Origin of the sequence: Mesorhizobium sp. LSJC269B00, from assembly GCF_000502815.1 — a bacterium.
In the GTDB taxonomy this organism is placed as follows: Bacteria; Pseudomonadota; Alphaproteobacteria; order Rhizobiales; family Rhizobiaceae; genus Mesorhizobium.
Genome location: NZ_AYVN01000005.1, coordinates 177,507 through 196,377, shown reverse-complemented (window position 1 = coordinate 196,377; position 18,871 = coordinate 177,507). Strand labels below are relative to the sequence as shown.

Sequence of the window (18,871 nt, the reverse complement as noted above, 5' to 3'; positions counted from 1 at the left end):
CTTGCGGTCAATCTTCCGTGACGCGCGGCGTCAGCAGGCCGAGTTCCTCGAGATCGATGTCGGTCAACGCATCCTCGTCCTCGGTCAGCGCGTCCGGATCGGCCGGCGGCAACGGGATGGCGAAATTCGACGGCATGCGGCCGGAGAGCAGCCCTGCCCCCTTCAGTTCGTCCATCCCGGGAAGATCGCGGATCTCCTCCAGTGCGAAATGGTCGAGGAAAGTGTCTGTCGTGCCGTAGGTGACGGGACGGCCGGGCGTGCGGCGGCGGCCGCGCATGCGCACCCATTCCGTTTCGAGCAGCGTATCCAGCGTGCCCTTCGAGGTCTCGACGCCTCTGATGTCCTCGATCTCGGCGCGCGTCACCGGCTGGTGGTAGGCGATGATCGCCAGCACTTCGAGCGCGGCGCGCGACAGCTTGCGCTGCTGCACCGTGTCGCGGCTCATCAGGAAGGCGAGATCGCCGGCGGTACGGAACGCCCAGGCATCGCCGACCCGAACCAGATTGACGCCGCGCCGCGCATAGATCTGCTGCAGCTCAGCCATGGCAGCGGCAATGCTGATGCCGTCGGGCAATCTGGCTGCGAGCTGCTTTTCGCTGACCGGCTCGGCGCTGGCGAACACGATCGCCTCGGCCATGCGTATGGCTTCGGCCATATGCAGCCGTTCGCCAGGATTCAGAAGCAGGGTATCAGTCGGGTCCTGGGCGATAATGCCCTCCTCGGTCTCTTCTTCGACCTTGAACGGAATGACCGAAGCGTTGGCGCGTTCGCTCATGATGCCACCTCGACTGCCTTGATTGGTTGCGCGCGGCCGCGCAGATAGAGCGGCGCGAACACCTGGTCCTGTCGCATCTCGATGCTGCCTTCGCGCACCAGTTCCAGCGACGCCGCGAACGAGCTGGCAATCGCGGTACGCCGTTCGTCCGGGCTGGTCAGGTAATTGATCAGATAGCTGTCCAGCGCCGTCCAGTCGCGCAGCGAGCCGATCAGCCGGGTCAGGATATCGCGCGCATCCTTGAGCGACCACACGCCACGCCGGGCAATTGTCACATTGGTGATCGCCTGTTTCTGGCGCTGCTGCGCATAGGCGGTGAGCAAATCGTAGAGCGAGGCCGAATAGGCGTTACGCTTCTCGACGATGACCATTTCAGGCATGCCGCGTGCAAACACGTCGCGGCCGAGCCGGTTGCGGTTGACCAGCCTTGCCGAGGCGTCGCGCATGGCCTCCAGACGCTTCAGCCGGAACTGCAGCACCGCGGCCAGTTCCTCGCCGCTTTCGCCTTCCTCGCCGGGCTGCTTGGGGATGAGGAGCTTCGACTTGAGGAAGGCCAGCCACGCCGCCATCACCAGGTAGTCGGCGGCAAGCTCAAGCCTTAGCGCCCTCGCCGTCTCGACGAAGGTCAGATACTGCTCGACCAGCGCCAAGATGGAAATCCGCGACAGATCGACCTTTTGGTTGCGGGCGAGATGCAGCAAGAGGTCGAGCGGACCTTCGAACCCGGCGACGTCGACGACAAGCGACGGGTCGCCGGTGACCCGTGAATCGTCGTTCTCGGCCCACAGACGGTCCATCGGTGCGGCCTTCGCAGCCTTGCTGTCCAATGTCTCCGCCACTTGTTCCTTTACCTCTGGTTAGAGCATGATGCCGAAAAGTGTGAAGCGGTTTTCGGACGACATCATGCTCTCTCTATCTAATTTAGAGACGGATTCAGATTTCAGGTCGAACAGACCTGAAATCATCCGTCTCTAGGCCACCGCATCGAAATAGGTGGCAAACTCGGCGCGTATCTCGGTTTCGTCGGCCCGGTCGCGATCCCTTATATAGGTCAGCGCCCGGTTGGCGCGCTCCAGCGACGTCCCTTCAAGTCCCGTGGTTCGCGATGCGATGCCTGCCATCTCCTCGAAAACGCCATTGCAGTGAAGGACCAGATCGCAGCCCGCCGCAAGGATCGAGGCCGCCTTTGTCGGGAAATCCCCAGAAAGTGCCTTCATCGAGGTGTCGTCGCTCATCAACAGCCCGTCGAAGCCGATCTCGCGGCGGATGATCTCGTCGATGACCTTACCTGACGTGGTCGCCGGGTTGTTCGGATCGATGGCGCTATAGACGACATGCGCCGTCATCGCCATCGGCAGATGGCTAAGCTCGCGGAAAGGGGCGAAATCATGCCGCTGCAGGTCGCTCAGCGAGGCATCGACCACAGGCAGTTCGAAATGCGTGTCGGCAAAGGCGCGCCCGTGACCCGGAATGTGCTTCATGACCGGCAGCACGCCGCCCGACATCAGCCCTTCCGCCGCCGCGCGGCCGAGTTCGATGACCGGGCGCGGCTCCTTGCCATAGGCGCGCGCGCCGATGACGTCGCTGGCGCCCTCGATCGGCACGTCCAGCACCGGCAGGCAATCGGCCGAGATACCGTAGCGCAACAGGTCGAACGCGTGCAGCCGCGCCATCAGCCAGGCAGCGCGGGTGCCGGCATCATGGTCCTTGCGCCACAATGCACCGAGCGCGCCGCCGGCGGGATAGTTCGGCGCCAGCGGCGGCCGCAGGCGCTGCACCCGGCCACCTTCCTGATCGATGAACACCAGCGCATCGGGGCGCCCGATACAGTCGCGCATTTCGGCGACCAGATCGCGGATCTGCTCCGTTTCGCCGATATTGCGCGCAAACAGGATGAAGCCCCACGGGCATTCATTGCGATAGAAACGGATTTCTTCGCGGGTCAGCGATTTCCCGGCACAGCCGAGGATCATGGATTTTGATTCGGTCATTCCACCAGTTTAGGGCTTCGCGCCGCCAAAGGGAATCTCCCCGGACGGCAAGCGCCTCAACCTCTCGCCCATCCACATGAACAAGCCGGCGCGACCTGGGAACGCACCGGCTCTGATAATTGGATCCGGCCTTACCGCGACACGAAGCAGTTGCCGCCGGCAGCCTTGTAGCTGGTGCACAGATTGATCGCATCGTTGCGCGATTGCGCAGGCACCCGGACACGGTAGAAGGTGCCCTTGCCGGCGATCTCCGCCTTGACGATGTTGGCGGTGCGACCGGCGAGCACATTTCCATAGCGGCGCTGCAGGTCGGCGTAGTTGGCCTGGGCGCTTTCCACCGTCGGCTGCGAAGCGATCTGCATCGACCACGAACCGCCCGATGTCGAAGCCGTCGCCGGGATGGAGGCAACCTGGTCGGGCTTGACCTCGCCGACCACGTCGACCGGCTGGTCGGACGGGCGCTGCGGCGCCACGGCAACCGTCTGCGGCGTGTTGGCGGACTGGGTCTCAGCCTTCGGCGTGGCCGCCGGCTTCACCGGCTTGACCGGCTTGGCGGTTTCGGCACTTGCCTGGTCGCTATTTGCCTGATCGGCAGGCGCCACGGTGCCGGTCTGCTCGGCATCGGCCGAAGGGGCGACGTGCTGCGGCGCCGGGTCAAGCGGCTCAGTCGCCGCAACCTGCGGCGCGGCCGGCGTCGAGTCCTCGCGGGCCACCAACGAGCCGTCGGGCTTGACCACCATGGTCCGCACCTTGCGCGGGGCAACGGCGACGGTATCGGGGTTCTTGTCGGCTTCCTGCAGCACCTGCGCGATGCGGTCCTCGGATTTTGGCGCCGGCGCGACAGCCGCGTCGGGGTTGACGGCAGCTTCGGGGTTGCCGGCAGCGTCGGGGCCTGGGGCAGCGTCGGTATCGTCGGGCGACAGATCGACGACGCGGCTTTCAGGCTCCTGCGCCTTCACATCGACCGGCTCTTCGGTGTTGGTGACTAGCTTCTCCTGAACCGGCTCGGCCGGCTTGGTGCCCTTGGCGACCGCATCATAAACCTTGTTGTCCTGGTTCGGCACCACGGCGCCGCCCGGATTTTCGGGCTTGACCTTGATCGGCCTGTTGTCGGCCTTGACAATGACCGGCGCATCGCTGCCGCCCTTGCCGCCGAACGACAAGGCGAAGGCGCCAAGGCCGCCGGCAATCGCAACCGCAGCAACGACCCCCGCGACCAGCAGGCCGCTCCTGCGCGGCCGTGCGGCTTCCTGCTCGGCGAGGCCCGGCACCGCCATTGCCTCGTCCAGATCCGGATCGTAGTCGAGTTCGTCGACCGCGAAATCGTCGGCCTGCGAAACCGGCTGGCTGCCGGGCAGATCGTCCATGTCGAAGCCGCCGGCGGCATCGGCGTGGTGAGCTTGCGTGGCTGCAAGCACTTCGGCTGGCCGCGCCGCATAGGCGCGCTGGTCGAGCTCGTGGCCCGAACTGAAGCCGGAACTGTAGGAATCGTCATCATAGCCGGCACTGCGTGCGGCAGTGGGCGGCGCCACTTCCACCGCGTTCATGTCGTTGAGCATGCCGGCGAATTCGGCGTCGATGTCGTCATAGGCGGCCGGCTCGTCTTGCTCGAAGCTGAGTTCTGGAATGTCGAGGTCGTCGGCAATCGCCACCACACGCTCCGGCACATCGACCGTCTCGACATCCGGCATCTCGTCATAGGCCTGAGGCGGCGCCTGGCGCGATGGCGTCGGCGCCACATAGGCAGCAGCGGCAACCGGCTGGTCGCGATAGCTTGGCGCTGCCGCCGGCGGCATGGACGGCTTTTCTGCAAAAGAAGCTTGCGGCTGCGCTGCAAAGGAAGGCTGGGCCGGGGTGGGAGTCACGCGGCTCCACGAACGCGCCGGCTCCGGCGGCGTCGAGCGCCAATCGCCAGCGACCGGTGCTGCCGTATCGTCATGACCGAGATCGATGCCCTTGGCCAGCGCCGCGTCGAAGGCGTGATCATCGAACTCGATCTCGGGCACATGGCCTTCAAGTTCGCCGGCAAGCAGATCGTCGAAATCGGCATCGTCCGCCTGGGCCTCCTGAGGAGCAGGCGCGTGTTCGTCTAGGTCCCAGTCGAGATTATCGACCGGAGCGACCGGCGTCGCGACGGACCGCTGCACCGGGGCAACCGGCTCATAAGTCCTGGTGGGCTCGATGGCGGCAGCCCTGGTGGGCTCGGTGACCACCGGAATCGGGGCGACTGGCGCCGGGCGTGGTGTGGTCATGGCGCCAAGCAGCGCGTTGAGTTCATCTTCCAACGTCCGTTCGTCAGCTACCGGAGCGGCCGGGGTCGCCATATTGGTAGGCGCCACATAGGCTGGTGCGACCGGAGTTGGCTGAACCGGAGCGGGTGCGGTCTCGGCCACCGGCTCGTGATCGGCAAGCGCATCATCGATGCTCAGATCGAAATCGTCGAATGCTTCGTGCGCAGTCTCATGAGAGGGGCTGGCCTCCACGGTCCAGGCCGGCGTCTCGTCCACTTCCGGCGCATCCATCTCAACCGGCGCGCTGACCTGCAGATCGCTCTCTTCCGGATCCTCGGCCTCAACAGGCTGAGCCTCGAAAGCCCGAGGCTCGAAATCCTCCGCCGCAAAATCCTGGGCTGCAAAATCCTGGGCCGCAAAGTCCATGTCGACATCGGCCATCGCGTCATCGAAATGACCCGCAAAATCCTCGTCGGCAACAGCGTGGTCGCCGGCGCCGACGACCGGCGCCTCGGCTACTGGCGCGGCATACTGGTCCTGCGCCGGCGCAGGACCGTCCAGAGTCAGCTCGTCTTCCAGCGACATCGAGACGGCATTGTCGAAATCATCGTCGAACGCGACATCGTCGGCAGGCGCAGCAGCAACCTGGGCGACATCTGCGGCATGGGCGACGGTCGCATCGTCATCGAGCAGCAATCCCTGCTCGAGCGAAGCGGCAAGCTCGTCATCCATCGGCAGATCGTCTTCGAGCGGCGATACGTTTTCCAGTGAACTGGCCACGGCATTGTCGAAATCGTCATCGAATGCAGCTTCGTCGAATGCGGGCTCGGCAAACCAAGGTTCGGCAACCGAGGGTTCAACGGGAGCAGCCGCAGCCTGCGGGGCAGCGCCGAAATCCAGATCGGCGGCATCGTCGAAGACGAAATCATATTCCAGCGAAGCAGCCAGCGCATCGTCCATCGCGGCATCGGTGGTTTCGAAAGCCGGCTCGCGAATCTCGGCAGCAGGTTCGTAGGGCTCAGCGGCAGGCTGGTGAACCTCGGGAGCTGGCTGGCTGGCCTCCATGGAACCGACTTCATCGCCGAATTCGCCCATCAACTCCTTCTCGAGGTCGATGTCGAAATCGCCCTCGTCCGCAGCCGTCTCGACGGCTGGCGCCTGCGGCTTGACCGGCTGGCGCGGATCGAAACCCATGATCCTGGTCAGTTCAGCGAACGGATCATCTTCGGCGATGTCGTTGTTGTCGGCTACTCTCAGCTGGGTTCTGTCTGCCATTATTGTTCCCGAACTCGCACTCATTCGGACGCCATGGACGTCGCGTAGGGTTGGCCCTTACCAGCGCAATGTGGGCAAATGGTGACAGGTGTTTTAGTTAAACCTAACGCATCTCAGTGGGCGCATCAGCCCCAATCAGCGTCAGGCCGGAGGTCAAAACATCCGAAACAGCCTGCACCAGCCCTAGTCTGGCATGAGTCAATTGTCGGTCGTTAACCTTAACAAAACGTAAGTCGGCATTCTCGGCGCCCCGATTCCAGTGTCCATGGAAGGTGGAAGCCAGATCGTAGAGGTAGAATGCCAGCCGGTGCGGCTCCAGCGCAAGGGCCGCGGATTCGATCAGCCTTGGATATTCAGCCAGCTTCCGGATCAGGCCGATCTCGCCCTCGTCGGTGAGCGACGCCGAGGCCGCGGCCAGGCTGTTGCGGTCGAAATTGGCCTCGCCCAGTTGCTCGCTCGCCTGCCGGAACACCGAATGACAGCGCGCCGACGCGTACTGCACGTAGAACACCGGATTGTCCTTGGACTGTTCGGTCACCTTGGCGAAATCGAAGTCGAGCGGCGCGTCGCTCTTGCGGTAGAGCATCATGAAGCGGATCGCATCGCGGCCCACCTCCTCCACCGCTTCGCGCAACGTCACGAAGTCGCCCGACCGCTTCGACATCCGAACCGGTTCGCCATCGCGAAATAGCTTCACCAGATTGCACAGCAGCACCGTGAGTTGCAGCTTCAGATCATCGCCTGCAATCGCCCGCGCCAGCGCTTCCAGCCGCTTGACGTAGCCGCCATGGTCGGCGCCCAGCACATAGATCAGGCCGACGAAACCGCGGTCGACCTTGTCCTTGAGATAGGCGACGTCGGCGGCGAAATAGGTGAACGAGCCGTCGGACTTGACCAGCGCCCGGTCCATGTCGTCGCCGACCGCCGTCGAGCGGAACAGCGTCTGCTCGCGGTCTTCCCAGTCGTCCGGCTTCTCGCCCTTGGGCGGCGGCAGCTTGCCCTTGTAGATATGGCCCTTCAGCGTCAGATCGTTGATCGCCGAGCGGATCCTCCTGGCATTGTCGGCATGCAGCGTGCGCTCGGAGAAGAAAACGTCGTGATGCACATTGAGCAACGCCAGATCCTCGCGGATCATCACCATCATGGCGTCGATCGTGCGGTCCTTGACGATTGCCAGCGACTCATCGTCGGGCATCTGCAAGAGCTTGCGGCCAAATTCGGCAGCCAGCGCCTGACCGACCGGCACAAGGTAATCGCCGGGATAGAGACCGGCCGGTATCTCGCCAATGTCGTCGCCCAGCGCTTCGCGGTAGCGCAGGAAGGCCGAACGCCCGAGCACGTCGATCTGCGCGCCGGCGTCGTTGATGATGTATTCCTTGGTGACGTCATAGCCGGCGAAGGCCATCAGATTTGCAACCGTGTCGCCGACCACCGCGCCCCGGCAATGGCCGACATGCATCGGCCCGGTCGGATTGGCCGAGACATATTCGACATTGGTCTTCTTGCCGCCACCAATGGTCGAGCGGCCGTAGTTTTGCCCCTCGCCGAGCAGCGCAGTCAGATGTGCCTGCCAGAAAGCGTCCTTGAGCCGGAGATTGACGAAGCCGGGACCGGCGACGTCGGCTTCGGCAACATCGGCGTCGCTGCGCAGCACTTCCACCAGCCGCTCGGCCAGCGCCCGCGGGTTGTGCCCTGTCGGCTTGGCCAGTACCATCGCCGCATTGGTGGCGAGATCGCCATGGCTGGCGTCGCGCGGCGGCTCGACGGCGATGCGCGACAGGTCGGGCGAAACGCCATTACTGTCTTTCAAATCAAGCGCTTCGACGGCTTTTGTGATTCGCGCGCTGAAATCGGCGAAGATGTTCATGGGTCTTGCTCTGGCGGACTGTGCAGGGGAACCGGCTCATTGGCCGGCAAATCGCGCCCGCCCTAGCTTAAATCGGGCGTATGGTCAAACAGACGGCGGTGTTCCTTCAAGGCGTAGGTATCCGTCATCCCCGCGAGGAAATCGGCGACGCTGCGCGCCTTGATGCGGTCCTCCGCCCGGTCGAGCCCCTCCCGCCAGCCGTCCGGCATGGCGCGCGGATCGGCGTAATAGACATCGAACAGGTCGCGCACGATCTGCTCGGCCTGAGTGCGCACGCGCATCACCTCGTCATGCCGGTAGAGATGCTTGTAGAGAAAGGTCTTCAATTCCTTCTCGGTCGCCGCCACGTCAGCGGAAAAGGTCACCATCGTTTCGCCCGCCGCCCGCACCGCTTCGGCGCTGTCAGGCTTGATGCGCTCAAGATTGGCGGTGGTGGAAACAATGACATCCTCGACCATCATCGTGATCTGCCGGCGCATCAGCTCATGGCCGGTGCGCACATCGTCCAGGCCCGGATAGCGCGCGCGCACGCTTGCCAGGATCGATCCCGGCAGCGCCACCGTTTCCAGCATGTCCAAGGTCAGGAAGCCGGAGCGCAGGCCGTCGTCGATGTCATGGGTGTTGTAGGCGATATCGTCGGCGATCGCAGCACATTGCGCCTCGATGCCGGCGAAATGGTCGAGTTCGAGGTCGTGCAGCTCGGAATAGTCGCGGATCGCCTGCGGCACCGGGCCTTTGAGCCCTTTTCCCTTGGCGTCGGTCAGCGGGCCATTGTGCTTCACCAGGCCTTCCAGCGTTTCCCAGGTCAGGTTCAGCCCGTCGAACTCGGCATAACGCCGCTCCAGCCGCGTCACCACGCGCAGCGACTGCGCATTGTGGTCGAAGCCGCCCCATTGGGCCATCCGCTCGTTCAGCGCGTCCTCGCCGGTATGGCCGAACGGCGTGTGACCGAAATCGTGCACCAAGGCGACCGCCTCGGCCAGATCCTCGTCGCCGCGCAGCGCTCGCGCCAGAGCCCGCGCAATCTGCGCCACCTCGATCGAATGCGTCAGCCGGGTGCGATAGTGGTCGCCTTCATGGGCGACGAACACCTGCGTCTTGTGCTTCAGGCGGCGGAAGGCAGTCGAATGAATGATACGGTCGCGGTCGCGCTGGAATGGCGTGCGAGTCGGGCTCTCGACCTCGTCATAGAGCCGCCCGCGCGACCTGGCTGGGTCGCTGGCATAGGCCGCGCGCGGCCGATAGCCGAACCCAATGTCGCCAAGCTCATTTGTCATGGCTGATGCCGCCGCAGTTGACTTGCCCCTTCCCGCTTCATACCTATCATGTGAAACCGAAAGCAAGGTGACGCCCATGGGCGCTGATGCCAAGACTGCCATGAAAGTCGAGATGACCGGCGCCGCCGCCAGGCGGATTGCGAAAATCGTCTCTGGCGAGGCCGGCAAGACGGCGCTGCGCGTCTCCGTAGAGGGCGGCGGCTGCTCCGGCTTTTCCTACAAGTTCGACCTGGTCGATACGCGCAATGACGACGACGTCGCCATCGAAAAGGACGGCGCCACCGTGCTGATCGACGATTTGTCGCTGGTCTATATGGGCGGCTCGGTGATCGACTTCGTCGACGATCTGATGGGCCAATCGTTCCAGATCCGCAACCCCAATGCAGTCGCCTCCTGCGGCTGCGGCACCAGTTTCTCCATCTAGGCAGATGTCCGGCGTCGGCCCGGTCCGTCAGGTAGCACTGTCGGCCGGGCGCGACCTCGACGTCACGCTGGCCTTCTGGCGCGATGTGCTCGGCCTCAACGTTCACGCCCGCTACGATCCGCCGGGCATCGCCTTCATCATGGCCGGTGATATCAGGTTGCTGTTCACCGATGGCGTTCCGGCCGGCACCGTCTATCTCGATATAGCCGGGCTCGAAGCCTTCCACGCCGAGGCGAAAGCGTCCGGCGTTCCCTTCACCGCACCGCCGGCGCTCGTCCACAACGACACCGAAGGCACGTTCGGAACGGCGGGGGAAAGCGAGTGGATGGCCTTTCTAAAGGACCCGGCAGGCAATACGATCGGGCTTGTCGAACGTCTTTCGCCCGAACATCCCTGAGGCCGCCCATGAAAATCGTTACCTGGAACATAAACGGCATTCGCGCCCGCATCGGCAACCTCACCCACTGGCTGAGCGAAAGCCAGCCCGACATCGTCTGCCTGCAGGAGATCAAGTCGGTCGACGAGCAGTTCCCGCGCGCCGAGATCGAGGCGCTTGGCTACAACGTGGAAACCCATGGCCAGAAGGGCTTTAACGGCGTCGCCCTGCTGTCGAAGCTTCCCTTCGACGAGGTTATCAGAGGCCTGCCAGGCGACGAGACTGATGAGCAGGCGCGCTTCATCGAGGGCGTGTTCTCGACCGACCAGGGCGCGCTGCGCGTCGCCTCGCTCTATCTGCCCAACGGCAACCCGGTCGATGATGAGAAGAAGTTTCCCTACAAGCTGGCCTGGATGGAACGGCTGCATCGCTGGGCCGAGCAGCGGCTGCTTCTGGAGGAGGCGCTGGTGCTGGCCGGCGACTACAATGTCATCCCCGAGCCGGTCGATGCGCGCTTCCCCGAGAACTGGCTTGGCGATGCGCTGTTCCAGCCGCAGACCCGGCAGGCCTTCCGGCGGCTGAAGAATCTCGGCTTTACAGAGGCGGTGCGCGCCGTCACCGATGCGGCCGACGTCTACACCTTCTGGGACTACCAGGCCGGCGCCTGGCAGAAGAACAACGGCATCCGCATCGACCATCTGCTGTTGTCGCCCGAAGCGGCCAACCGCTTTTCCTCGGCCTCGATCGAAAAGCATGTGCGCGCCTGGGAAAAGCCTTCCGACCATGTGCCGGTGGCGATCGATCTGGCGCTGCTGCCGGCCTGATATCAGCCGAAACCCTGATATCGCCACAATCGCGCCATTCAGTCAGAGATCAGCATGGCGGCTGGGGTTCCATGGCACTACGATTCCTCCTTTGCCCGATCGGCCTGGCATTTGCCATGGCCTCCCCTGCAGCGGCACTTGCCGACCAGCAGTGCCTGGCCAATGGCAAGTCCTACCAGGTCGGCCAGGTCACCTGCCTGACGGTTTCAGACAAGAGCCATATGGCCCGCTGCGACCTGGTGCTCAACAACACCTCATGGACCAAGATCGGCAATACCTGTCCCGACAGCACGATTAAGCCGCATCTGCACGTCACGCCGATCTCGATGCCGGTACACAGAGCGGCGCCGGCGGAACTCACCGAGAACTGATGGATGTGAGCTAATCTCCCCCTCAAGGGGGGAGATTGGCAATTTCACTGGTCGCCGCCGCCCTTGGTCAGGATGTCGTCGGCAAGCGAAATCGCCGTGCGGCGGTCGGCTTCGCCGGCGGCGGCAAATGCCTCTTCCTGCATGCCGCGGATCCATGGCTGGTCGCTCGGCGAGGCGCGTTCGAGCGCGGCGGTCATCATGGCCAGCCCGCGCACGATCTTGCCGCTCTGGAACAGAAGATTGCCAAGAGTCGCCTGGGCGCCGGCATGGCCTTTTTCGGCGGCGAGTTGGAACCAGCGGCCGGCCTGCTTGACGCTGGCCTTGACGCCGCCCTCGCCCTTCAGGAACATCTGGCCCATCTCGAACTGGGCGTTCGGGTTGCGGTAATTGGCGGCCGCACGCATGTAATATTCCTGCGCCGCGACCTCGTTTTCCTCGACCGGGCTACCGGGAATGCCTGTCCTGAGATAGTCGCCCAACGCCACCAGCGCGTCGGAGACATAGCTTTCCTCCGGCGACCCCGGCTCGACATCCTGATCGACGATCTCGGAGAAGAACTTGAACGCCGCATAGTCGTCGCGCGTCACGCCGTCGCCTTCGGCATACATGCGCGCGAGCTTCCAGGTGGCGCCGATCTGGCCGTTTTCGGCGGCGTATTTATAGGCCTCGACCGCCTGTTCCTTGTGGCCGCTCTTGTAGGCGGAGAAGCCGAACTGGAACACGGCCCATGGGCTCGATTGCGGCTTCACGCCGGTCTTGTCGTCGAACACCTTGTCGTCGAAGGCCATGGCCTGGCCCACGGCGCCAAAGATCGCAACAGCGACCAGTGCCGGAAGGACAGACGACCTCAACAACTCAGATATCCGCATAGCAATGTGTTTCTTTGGCACCGCCGGGATGGGTGACCGCGCCGTCGCGGGCTGGCCCTACCGTCTGTGCATATTTCCAGATCGCGCCCGACTGATAGTCGGTCGTGCGCGCCTTCCAGGCCTTCGCCCGCGTTGCCAGTTCAGCCTCGGACAGGTCGACCTCGATCGTGCCTTTGGTTGCGTCGATCGAGATCACGTCGCCATCCTTCAGCAGTCCGATCGGGCCGCCAACGGCAGCTTCTGGCCCGACATGGCCGATGCAGAAACCGCGCGTCGCGCCCGAAAAACGACCGTCGGTGATGAGGGCGACCTTGCCGCCCATGCCCTGGCCGTAGAGCGCCGCCGTCGTCGACAGCATCTCGCGCATGCCCGGGCCGCCGCGCGGACCTTCGTAACGGATGACGAGAACCTCGCCTTCCCGGTAGTTGCGGTGCGTGACCGCCTCGAAACATTCCTCTTCCGAATCGAAACACCGTGCCGGACCTGAGAATTTCAGCTCCGTCATGCCCGCGACCTTCACGATCGCGCCTTCGGGGGCAAGGTTGCCCTTCAAGCCCACGACACCGCCGGTTTGGGTGATTGGTCGGTTGGCGGGACGGACCACATCCTGGCTATCATTCCAGGCAACATGCTCCATGTTTTCGGCCAAAGTACGGCCAGTCACGGTCATGCAGTCGCCATGCAGATAGCCGTGGTCGAGCAGCGTCTTCATCAACAGCGGAATGCCGCCGGCCTCGAACATGTCCTTGGCGACATATTTGCCGCCCGGCTTGAGGTCGGCGATGTAGGGCGTCTTCTCGAAAATCGCGGCAACGTCGAACAGGTCGAACTTGATGCCTGCCTCATGCGCGATCGCCGGCAGGTGCAAAGCCGCATTGGTCGAGCCGCCGGTGGCCGAGACCACGGTCGCCGCATTCTCCAGCGCCTTCAGCGTGACGATGTCGCGCGGCCGGATGTTCTTGGCGATCAGCTCCATGATCTTTTCGCCGGAGGCGAAATTGAAGCGGTCGCGCATCTCGTAAGGCGCCGGCGCGCCGCAGGAATAGGGCAGCGCGAGGCCAATCGCCTCGGCGACGGTGGCCATGGTGTTGGCTGTGAACTGGGCCCCGCAGGAGCCGGCGGACGGACACGCCGCCTGCTCGATCTCGAGCAGTTCGGCATCGCTGACCGTGCCGACCGAATGCTGGCCAACTGCTTCGAACACGTCCTGCACAGTGATCTGGCGGCCGCGATAGGAGCCCGGCAGGATCGAGCCGCCATAGATGAAGATCGACGGCACGTTGAGCCGCACCATGGCCATCATCATGCCGGGCAGCGACTTGTCGCAGCCGGCAAGGCCGACCAGCGCATCGTAGCAATGGCCCCGCATGGTGAGTTCGACCGAATCGGCAATGACATCGCGCGACACCAGCGACGACTTCATGCCCTGGTGCCCCATGGCGATGCCGTCGGTGACGGTGATGGTGCAGAATTCGCGCGGCGTGCCGTTGGCTGCGGCGACGCCCTTCTTGACCACTTGCGCCTGGCGCATCAGCGAGATGTTGCAAGGCGCCGCTTCGTTCCAGCAGGAGGCGACGCCGACCAGCGGCTGTGCGATCTCGGCGGCAGACAGGCCCATGGCATAGAGATACGAACGGTGCGGCGCACGCGCCGGACCGACGGTCACATGGCGGCTAGGGAGCTTAGCCTTGGAAATGACTTTGGCGTCCATTCTCTTCCTTGCCGCGGGCGGTGCGGCCTGCCTCATCGCCGAGCCTTGTGGTGCGTGTCCCGAGACGAATTCGAGGTGCGCCGGGTTTATGGCGGGAAATGGGCAATTTCTTCGGGCGAGGCTGTAGCGCGGGGGTTGGTCGGGAACTGTTGCCAAAACGTCACAATTGCGAGAGGTGACGCCGGTGCGGCGTATCTGCAACGCCAACTCTCGCCGGCAAGGCTCGACGCGGTGCCCGCATGAGAAAAAGGCCGGGGAATGCCCGGCCTTTTTCCTTTCAACTTGAAAGGCTTACCACTTCACCTTCAACGAAGTCGAAATGGCCGACACAAGATCGTTGCCGAAGTCAGCGGTGTAGTCCGTACCATAGGTGACGCCATCGTCGCCTACGACTGGATGGATCGACCCGCTGGTAAGCACGCCCAGCGCCCCACCAAGACGAACCTCGATGTTCTGGGTCGGCGTGTAAGCCACGCCACCGCTAACCGTCCAGGTGTCCGTCTGGGCGCTCAGTCCGGTGGAGGTTCCGCGATCCCAGGTCAGAACGGCGGCGCCGCTCCACTGATCATTGAATTTGTGGCCGATACCGCCGGAGACCGTCCAGCCGTCCCGGTAGAGCAGATCAAGTGAAGTAGCGCGGGTCGGGCCGGTCGTGGTGCAAGCACCCGGGGCGGCGGTCGGGCAGAATGGAATGCTTTGCAATACGCTCCAATTGACCCACTTAATGGATCCAAACGCGAGCCAACCCGGAGCAATACCTGACTGGAGCTTGAGTTCCAGAGACTCAGGCACCTCCGAAGAACCGCTTACGTCGGTTATGCGACCCAAAATTGGATTGCTGGGGTCGAGGAATCCGGGAACCTGTGTCAGATCGAGCGTCCCCGAGAGGTTGTCGAGCTTGACGGCTGAATTGTAGACCAGGCTGGCGCGCAGCGCGATGTCAGGAATTTCATAGGCGGCACCGACGCGCCATCCCCAGCCGTCTCCTTCGAGGTCAAGGCGCCCAACGCCTGTACCCAAAAATGCGGGAAGCGGAGCGACCAGCTGCTCCTTGAAGCCCGAGACGTCCTCATGGAACACGCCGCCGATGAAACGAAACTGACCTTTGCCGAGGTTCACCTTGTACGAGCAGGTTCCGCCAACGGCCTCGCTCTCGACCTTGGTTACGATATTGCCGTTCGCGCCGGCCCAGTTGACGCCGGGATTGCTGTACGCACCGATCGGTTGGCCATAGTCGACAAGACAATCGACCGGGCCTATACCAGCCTTGATACCCACGCTCGGCACCCAATAGCTTTCGGTATCGCGGGCGCTGTTGGAAAGGCCCAGCGCGTTAAGGGGGCCGTCAGCCGGATTCGTGTCCACCACATTCTTGAGGTCGCGTTGCGGCATCACATAGGTGCCGGTAACCTCGCCGGCGACCTGCGCAGGATCGAACAGCAGATCGATGTCATAGCCGCCGCGCTCCAGGCCGCCGGCATGCACGGAACCGATCAGGCCCAGCGAAAAACACCCCGCCCCCAGCAGTGTTTTCAAACGCAAATTGTTCATGGATGTCCTCCCCGAAATACTAGTGCGTCAAGCTAGAACCAATTCGGGTTAACGGCGCAACAATGAATTCACATAGCGTACATGTACACTCTTGCGGACCGCATTTCGAACACAGTGGCGGCTTGGCCGGCAGGTTCGAAAATGACCATTTGGGCGGCAGACTGGGGGACAAATCAGAAAAAACCGCTCAAAACGGCACCAAAACCCTCTATTTTGCCGGCATTCGGCCCCATTGTTACATTATGGCAACAATGGGGGTCGAAACTTTCCGTTTACGTCAATATTAACGCAACGGAACGCCTGTTTTTCGAGCAAAAGAACCTTCGCGAAGCGCTGCAAGCGTCTCGCGAATCCGGCGCTCAACCGGCGTCGCGCACCCTGGTCAGCGCCACCGAAAGCTTCTCCTGCTGATCGCGGTATTCGTCGAGTTTTTCGCGCTCGGCTGCGACGATCTCTTCAGGCGCGCTGGCGACGAATCTCTCGTTCGACAGCTTCTTGTGCAACCGCGCGATTTCCTCGGTCACCTTGGCCAGCTCCTTCTGCAGCCGCGCCGCCTCGGCTGAGAGATCGATCAGGCTGCCGAGCGGCAGGCAGATCGTCGCCTCGTTGAGCACGATCTGGGCCGAGCCCTTGGGTGCCGCGTCCTCCAGCGAGATGTCGCCGACCCGCGCCAGCCGCTTGATGGCGGACGCATGGCGGTCGAGCCTCTGCTGGGTCTCGACGCTGGCGCCAACCACCACCAACGGTGCGATCGCCGCCGGCGGCACGTTCATTTCGGAGCGCACGGAGCGGATGCCGGAGACCAGATCGACCAGCCAGTTGATGTCGGCGGCCGCGTCCGCGTCCTCGAAGTCGGGCGACGGCCAGGCGGCGTGGCAAAGCAGCGTTGCGCGCGTCCGGCCCTCGCCCGCCGTCTGCGCCCACAACTCCTCGGTCATGAACGGCATCATCGGGTGAAGCAGCTTGTAGATCTCGTCGAGCACGAAGGCGACGCAGGCCCGGCTTTCGGCCTTGGCAGCTTCGTCCGCGCCCATGAACACCGGCTTCAGCAGTTCCAGGTACCAGTCGCAGAACAGGTTCCAGACGAAGCGGTAGGCGGCGCCGGCCGCCTCGTTGAAGCGGTAGCCGGTGATGCCCTCGGTGATAGCGCGCGACGCCCTGGTCAGCTCGGTCAGGATCCAGCGGTTGACCGGCAGCTTGGCGTCGTTCAGCCAGAAATCGTCATTGCGCGCGACCTCGTTCATCTCGGCAAAGCGTGTCGCGTTCCACAGCTTGGTGCCGAAATTGCGGTAGCCGGCGATGCGCGCCGGATCGAGCTTCACGTCGCGCCCCTGCGCCGCCATCACCGTCAGCGTGAAGCGCAGTGCGTCGGCGCCAAACTCGTCGATGAGGTCGAGCGGATCGATGACGTTGCCTTTCGACTTCGACATCTTCTGCCCGTTCTTGTCGCGCACCAGCGCGTGCACATAGACGGTGTGGAACGGCTCCTCGTGCATGAAATGCAGGCCCATCATCATCATTCGCGCGACCCAGAAGAAGATGATGTCGAAACCGGTCACCAGCACGTCGGTCTGGTAATAGGTCTTGAGCTCCGGCGTGTGATCCGGCCAGCCCAGCGTTGAGAACGGCCACAGTGCAGACGAGAACCAGGTGTCGAGCACGTCCTCGTCGCGGGTCAGGATCTCGCCCGGCTTGAAGGTCTCGAGCTTGTCCTCGACCCAGGCCTTCCATGGACCTTCCAGCGCCAGATAATATTCGATCGCGGCGCCCAGCGCCTCTTCCTCGGTCTTCTCGACGAAGACCCGGCCGTCCGGCCCGTACCAGGCCGGGATCTGGTGACCCCACCACAGCTGGCGTGAAATACACCAGGGCTGAATGTTCTCCATCCAGTCAAAATAGGTCTTTTCCCAGTTCTTCGGCACGAAGTTGGTACGGCCTTCACGCACCGATGCGATCGCCGGCTTGGCGAGCTCGGCGGCGTTTGCATACCACTGCTCGGTCAGAAACGGCTCGATCGGCACGCCGCCGCGGTCGCCATGCGGCACGGCGTGGCGGTGCGGCTCGATCTTGTCGAGGAAGCCGCCGGTCTCCATCAGCTCGACGATTTTCTTGCGCGCGACGAAACGGTCGAGACCGTCGAGCTCGTCCCAGACGGCCTGACGCTCCGGCGTCACGTCGAGCCCGGCGAGAAAATCTTCATTATCCCTGAGCGTTATTGCCGCCTCGATGGTCAGGATGTTGATCGCCGGCAGCTTGTGGCGCTTGCCGACCTCGAAATCGTTGAAGTCGTGCGCCGGCGTGATCTTGACCGCGCCGGAACCCTTTTCCGGGTCGGAATACTCGTCAGCCACAACCGGGATTTTCCGGCCGACGATCGGCAGCACGACATTTTTCCCGACCAGATGCCGGTAGCGCTCGTCGTCCGGGTGCACGGCGACCGCCGTATCGCCAAGCATCGTCTCGGGCCGTGTCGTCGCCACGGTAATGAAGGTCGCCGAATTTTCCGGATCGAAAGTCTCGCCTTCGATCGGATAGCGGAAGTGCCAGAGATTGCCGTTGATCTCCTGGGGCTCGACCTCCAGGTCGGAGATCGCCGTCAACAGCTTCGGGTCCCAGTTCACAAGGCGCTTGTCCTTGTAGATCAGCCCTTCCTTGTAGAGGCTGACGAATACTTCGAGCACGGCCTTGGACAGGCCTTCATCCATGGTAAAACGTTCGCGCGACCAGTCCGCCGAGGCGCCGAGCCGCTTCAGCTGGTTGAAAATGGCGCCGCCGGACTCGGCCTTCCACTCCCAGACCTTGTCGATGAACTGTTCGCGGGTGAGATCGCGGCGATGTATCTGCTTTTCCATCAGCTGGCGTTCGACCACCATCTGCGTGGCGATGCCGGCATGGTCCATGCCGGGCTGCCACAGCACGTTCTTGCCGCGCATGCGCTCGAAGCGCACGAGTATGTCCTGTAGCGTGTTGTTGAGTGCGTGGCCCATATGCAGCGAGCCGGTGACGTTGGGCGGCGGGATGACGATGGTGAAGGCCTCCGCCCCCTCCTCGGCGCCGGCGCCGGCGCGAAATGCGTCCGCCTCTTCCCAGATTTTGGCGATCCTGGGCTCGACGGTCTTGGCGTCGTAGGTCTTTTCAAGCATGGGAAAGTGGTCCGCGCGGTCGGGAGTTTTGCTGACCCGGTGTAAATCGGAAGGTTTTGGCCAAGTCAACCGCGAGGGCTGCCTCAGTCCTTCAACGCAAATAGGCGGGGCCCTGGTCATTTCAACGGGAAGGCCATGCCTGCACCTTCATCGTCAGCGATCCCGACGGTAACCTGATCGTGTTCG

Annotated in this window: 15 protein-coding genes; 5 read left to right on the top strand and 10 right to left on the bottom strand. The window is 63.3% G+C overall.

Annotated features, from left to right (window positions below; translation table 11 throughout):
- Positions 1-7 precede the first annotated feature (7 nt).
- The 6 genes from scpB to X771_RS150870 all read right to left on the bottom strand — a co-directional run bounded on the left by scpB (position 8) and on the right by X771_RS150870 (position 9,416).
- Entirely contained in the window at positions 8-775 is a 768-nt protein-coding gene (scpB, locus tag X771_RS150845; RefSeq protein WP_023667689.1) for an SMC-Scp complex subunit ScpB, read from the bottom strand.
- Positions 772-1,572: a ScpA family protein gene (locus X771_RS150850; protein ID WP_023667690.1), complete on the bottom strand. Its 801-nt coding sequence runs from the start codon at positions 1,570-1,572 to the stop codon at positions 772-774. Before X771_RS150850 ends, scpB begins: the two co-directional genes overlap by 4 nt.
- A 174-nt stretch (positions 1,573-1,746) precedes the next feature.
- On the bottom strand, positions 1,747-2,766 hold the full coding sequence (gene nagZ, locus X771_RS150855; protein WP_023688217.1) for a beta-N-acetylhexosaminidase: 1,020 nt from the start codon (positions 2,764-2,766) through the stop codon (positions 1,747-1,749).
- A gap of 131 nt (positions 2,767-2,897) precedes the next feature.
- Positions 2,898-6,272, bottom strand: coding sequence for an SPOR domain-containing protein (locus tag X771_RS150860; RefSeq protein ID WP_023688216.1), 3,375 nt, complete (start codon positions 6,270-6,272; stop codon positions 2,898-2,900).
- A gap of 103 nt (positions 6,273-6,375) precedes the next feature.
- The gene (argS, locus tag X771_RS150865; RefSeq protein WP_023688215.1) at positions 6,376-8,139 is read right to left on the bottom strand and encodes an arginine--tRNA ligase; all 1,764 of its coding nucleotides are present in this window, start codon (positions 8,137-8,139) and stop codon (positions 6,376-6,378) included.
- Positions 8,140-8,201: 62 nt separating this feature from the next.
- Positions 8,202-9,416 carry a deoxyguanosinetriphosphate triphosphohydrolase gene (locus X771_RS150870; protein WP_023688214.1) on the bottom strand — a complete coding sequence of 405 codons (1,215 nt, stop codon included), beginning with the start codon at positions 9,414-9,416 and terminating at the stop codon, positions 8,202-8,204.
- Between the two features lie 76 nt (positions 9,417-9,492).
- On the opposite strand from X771_RS150870, the gene erpA reads away from it, so the two are divergent.
- The 4 genes from erpA (at position 9,493) to X771_RS150890 (ending at position 11,411) form a co-directional block, all read left to right on the top strand.
- Positions 9,493-9,840 carry an iron-sulfur cluster insertion protein ErpA gene (gene erpA, locus X771_RS150875; RefSeq protein ID WP_031196640.1) on the top strand — a complete coding sequence of 116 codons (348 nt, stop codon included), beginning with the start codon at positions 9,493-9,495 and terminating at the stop codon, positions 9,838-9,840.
- A gap of 4 nt (positions 9,841-9,844) precedes the next feature.
- Positions 9,845-10,237: a VOC family protein gene (locus X771_RS150880; protein WP_023667697.1), complete on the top strand. Its 393-nt coding sequence runs from the start codon at positions 9,845-9,847 to the stop codon at positions 10,235-10,237.
- Between the two features lie 8 nt (positions 10,238-10,245).
- On the top strand, positions 10,246-11,040 hold the full coding sequence (gene xth / locus X771_RS150885; RefSeq protein ID WP_023688213.1) for an exodeoxyribonuclease III: 795 nt from the start codon (positions 10,246-10,248) through the stop codon (positions 11,038-11,040).
- A gap of 71 nt (positions 11,041-11,111) precedes the next feature.
- Positions 11,112-11,411, top strand: a complete 300-nt coding sequence (locus X771_RS150890) for a hypothetical protein (RefSeq protein ID WP_023688212.1) — start codon at positions 11,112-11,114, stop codon at positions 11,409-11,411.
- Positions 11,412-11,455: 44 nt separating this feature from the next.
- Here the strand turns inward: X771_RS150890 and X771_RS150895 are convergent, their stop codons facing one another.
- From X771_RS150895 to X771_RS150905, 3 genes are all read right to left on the bottom strand, one after another.
- The gene (locus X771_RS150895) at positions 11,456-12,280 is read right to left on the bottom strand and encodes a tetratricopeptide repeat protein (RefSeq protein WP_023667701.1); all 825 of its coding nucleotides are present in this window, start codon (positions 12,278-12,280) and stop codon (positions 11,456-11,458) included.
- Positions 12,267-13,991, bottom strand: coding sequence for a dihydroxy-acid dehydratase (gene ilvD / locus X771_RS150900; RefSeq protein WP_023688211.1), 1,725 nt, complete (start codon positions 13,989-13,991; stop codon positions 12,267-12,269). Before ilvD ends, X771_RS150895 begins: the two co-directional genes overlap by 14 nt.
- 291 nt (positions 13,992-14,282) lie before the next feature.
- A complete protein-coding gene (locus X771_RS150905) occupies positions 14,283-15,542 on the bottom strand; it encodes an OmpP1/FadL family transporter (protein WP_023688210.1) in 1,260 nt (419 codons plus the stop codon).
- 141 nt (positions 15,543-15,683) lie between these two features.
- Here X771_RS150905 and X771_RS1000000168120 point away from each other — a divergent pair, with 141 nt between their 5' ends.
- Positions 15,684-15,953, top strand: a complete 270-nt coding sequence (locus X771_RS1000000168120) for a hypothetical protein (RefSeq protein WP_155923151.1) — start codon at positions 15,684-15,686, stop codon at positions 15,951-15,953.
- Here the strand turns inward: X771_RS1000000168120 and X771_RS150910 are convergent.
- Positions 15,902-18,685: a valine--tRNA ligase gene (locus X771_RS150910; RefSeq protein ID WP_023688209.1), complete on the bottom strand. Its 2,784-nt coding sequence runs from the start codon at positions 18,683-18,685 to the stop codon at positions 15,902-15,904. The genes X771_RS1000000168120 and X771_RS150910 overlap by 52 nt on opposite strands.
- Between the last annotated feature and the right edge of the window lie 186 nt (positions 18,686-18,871).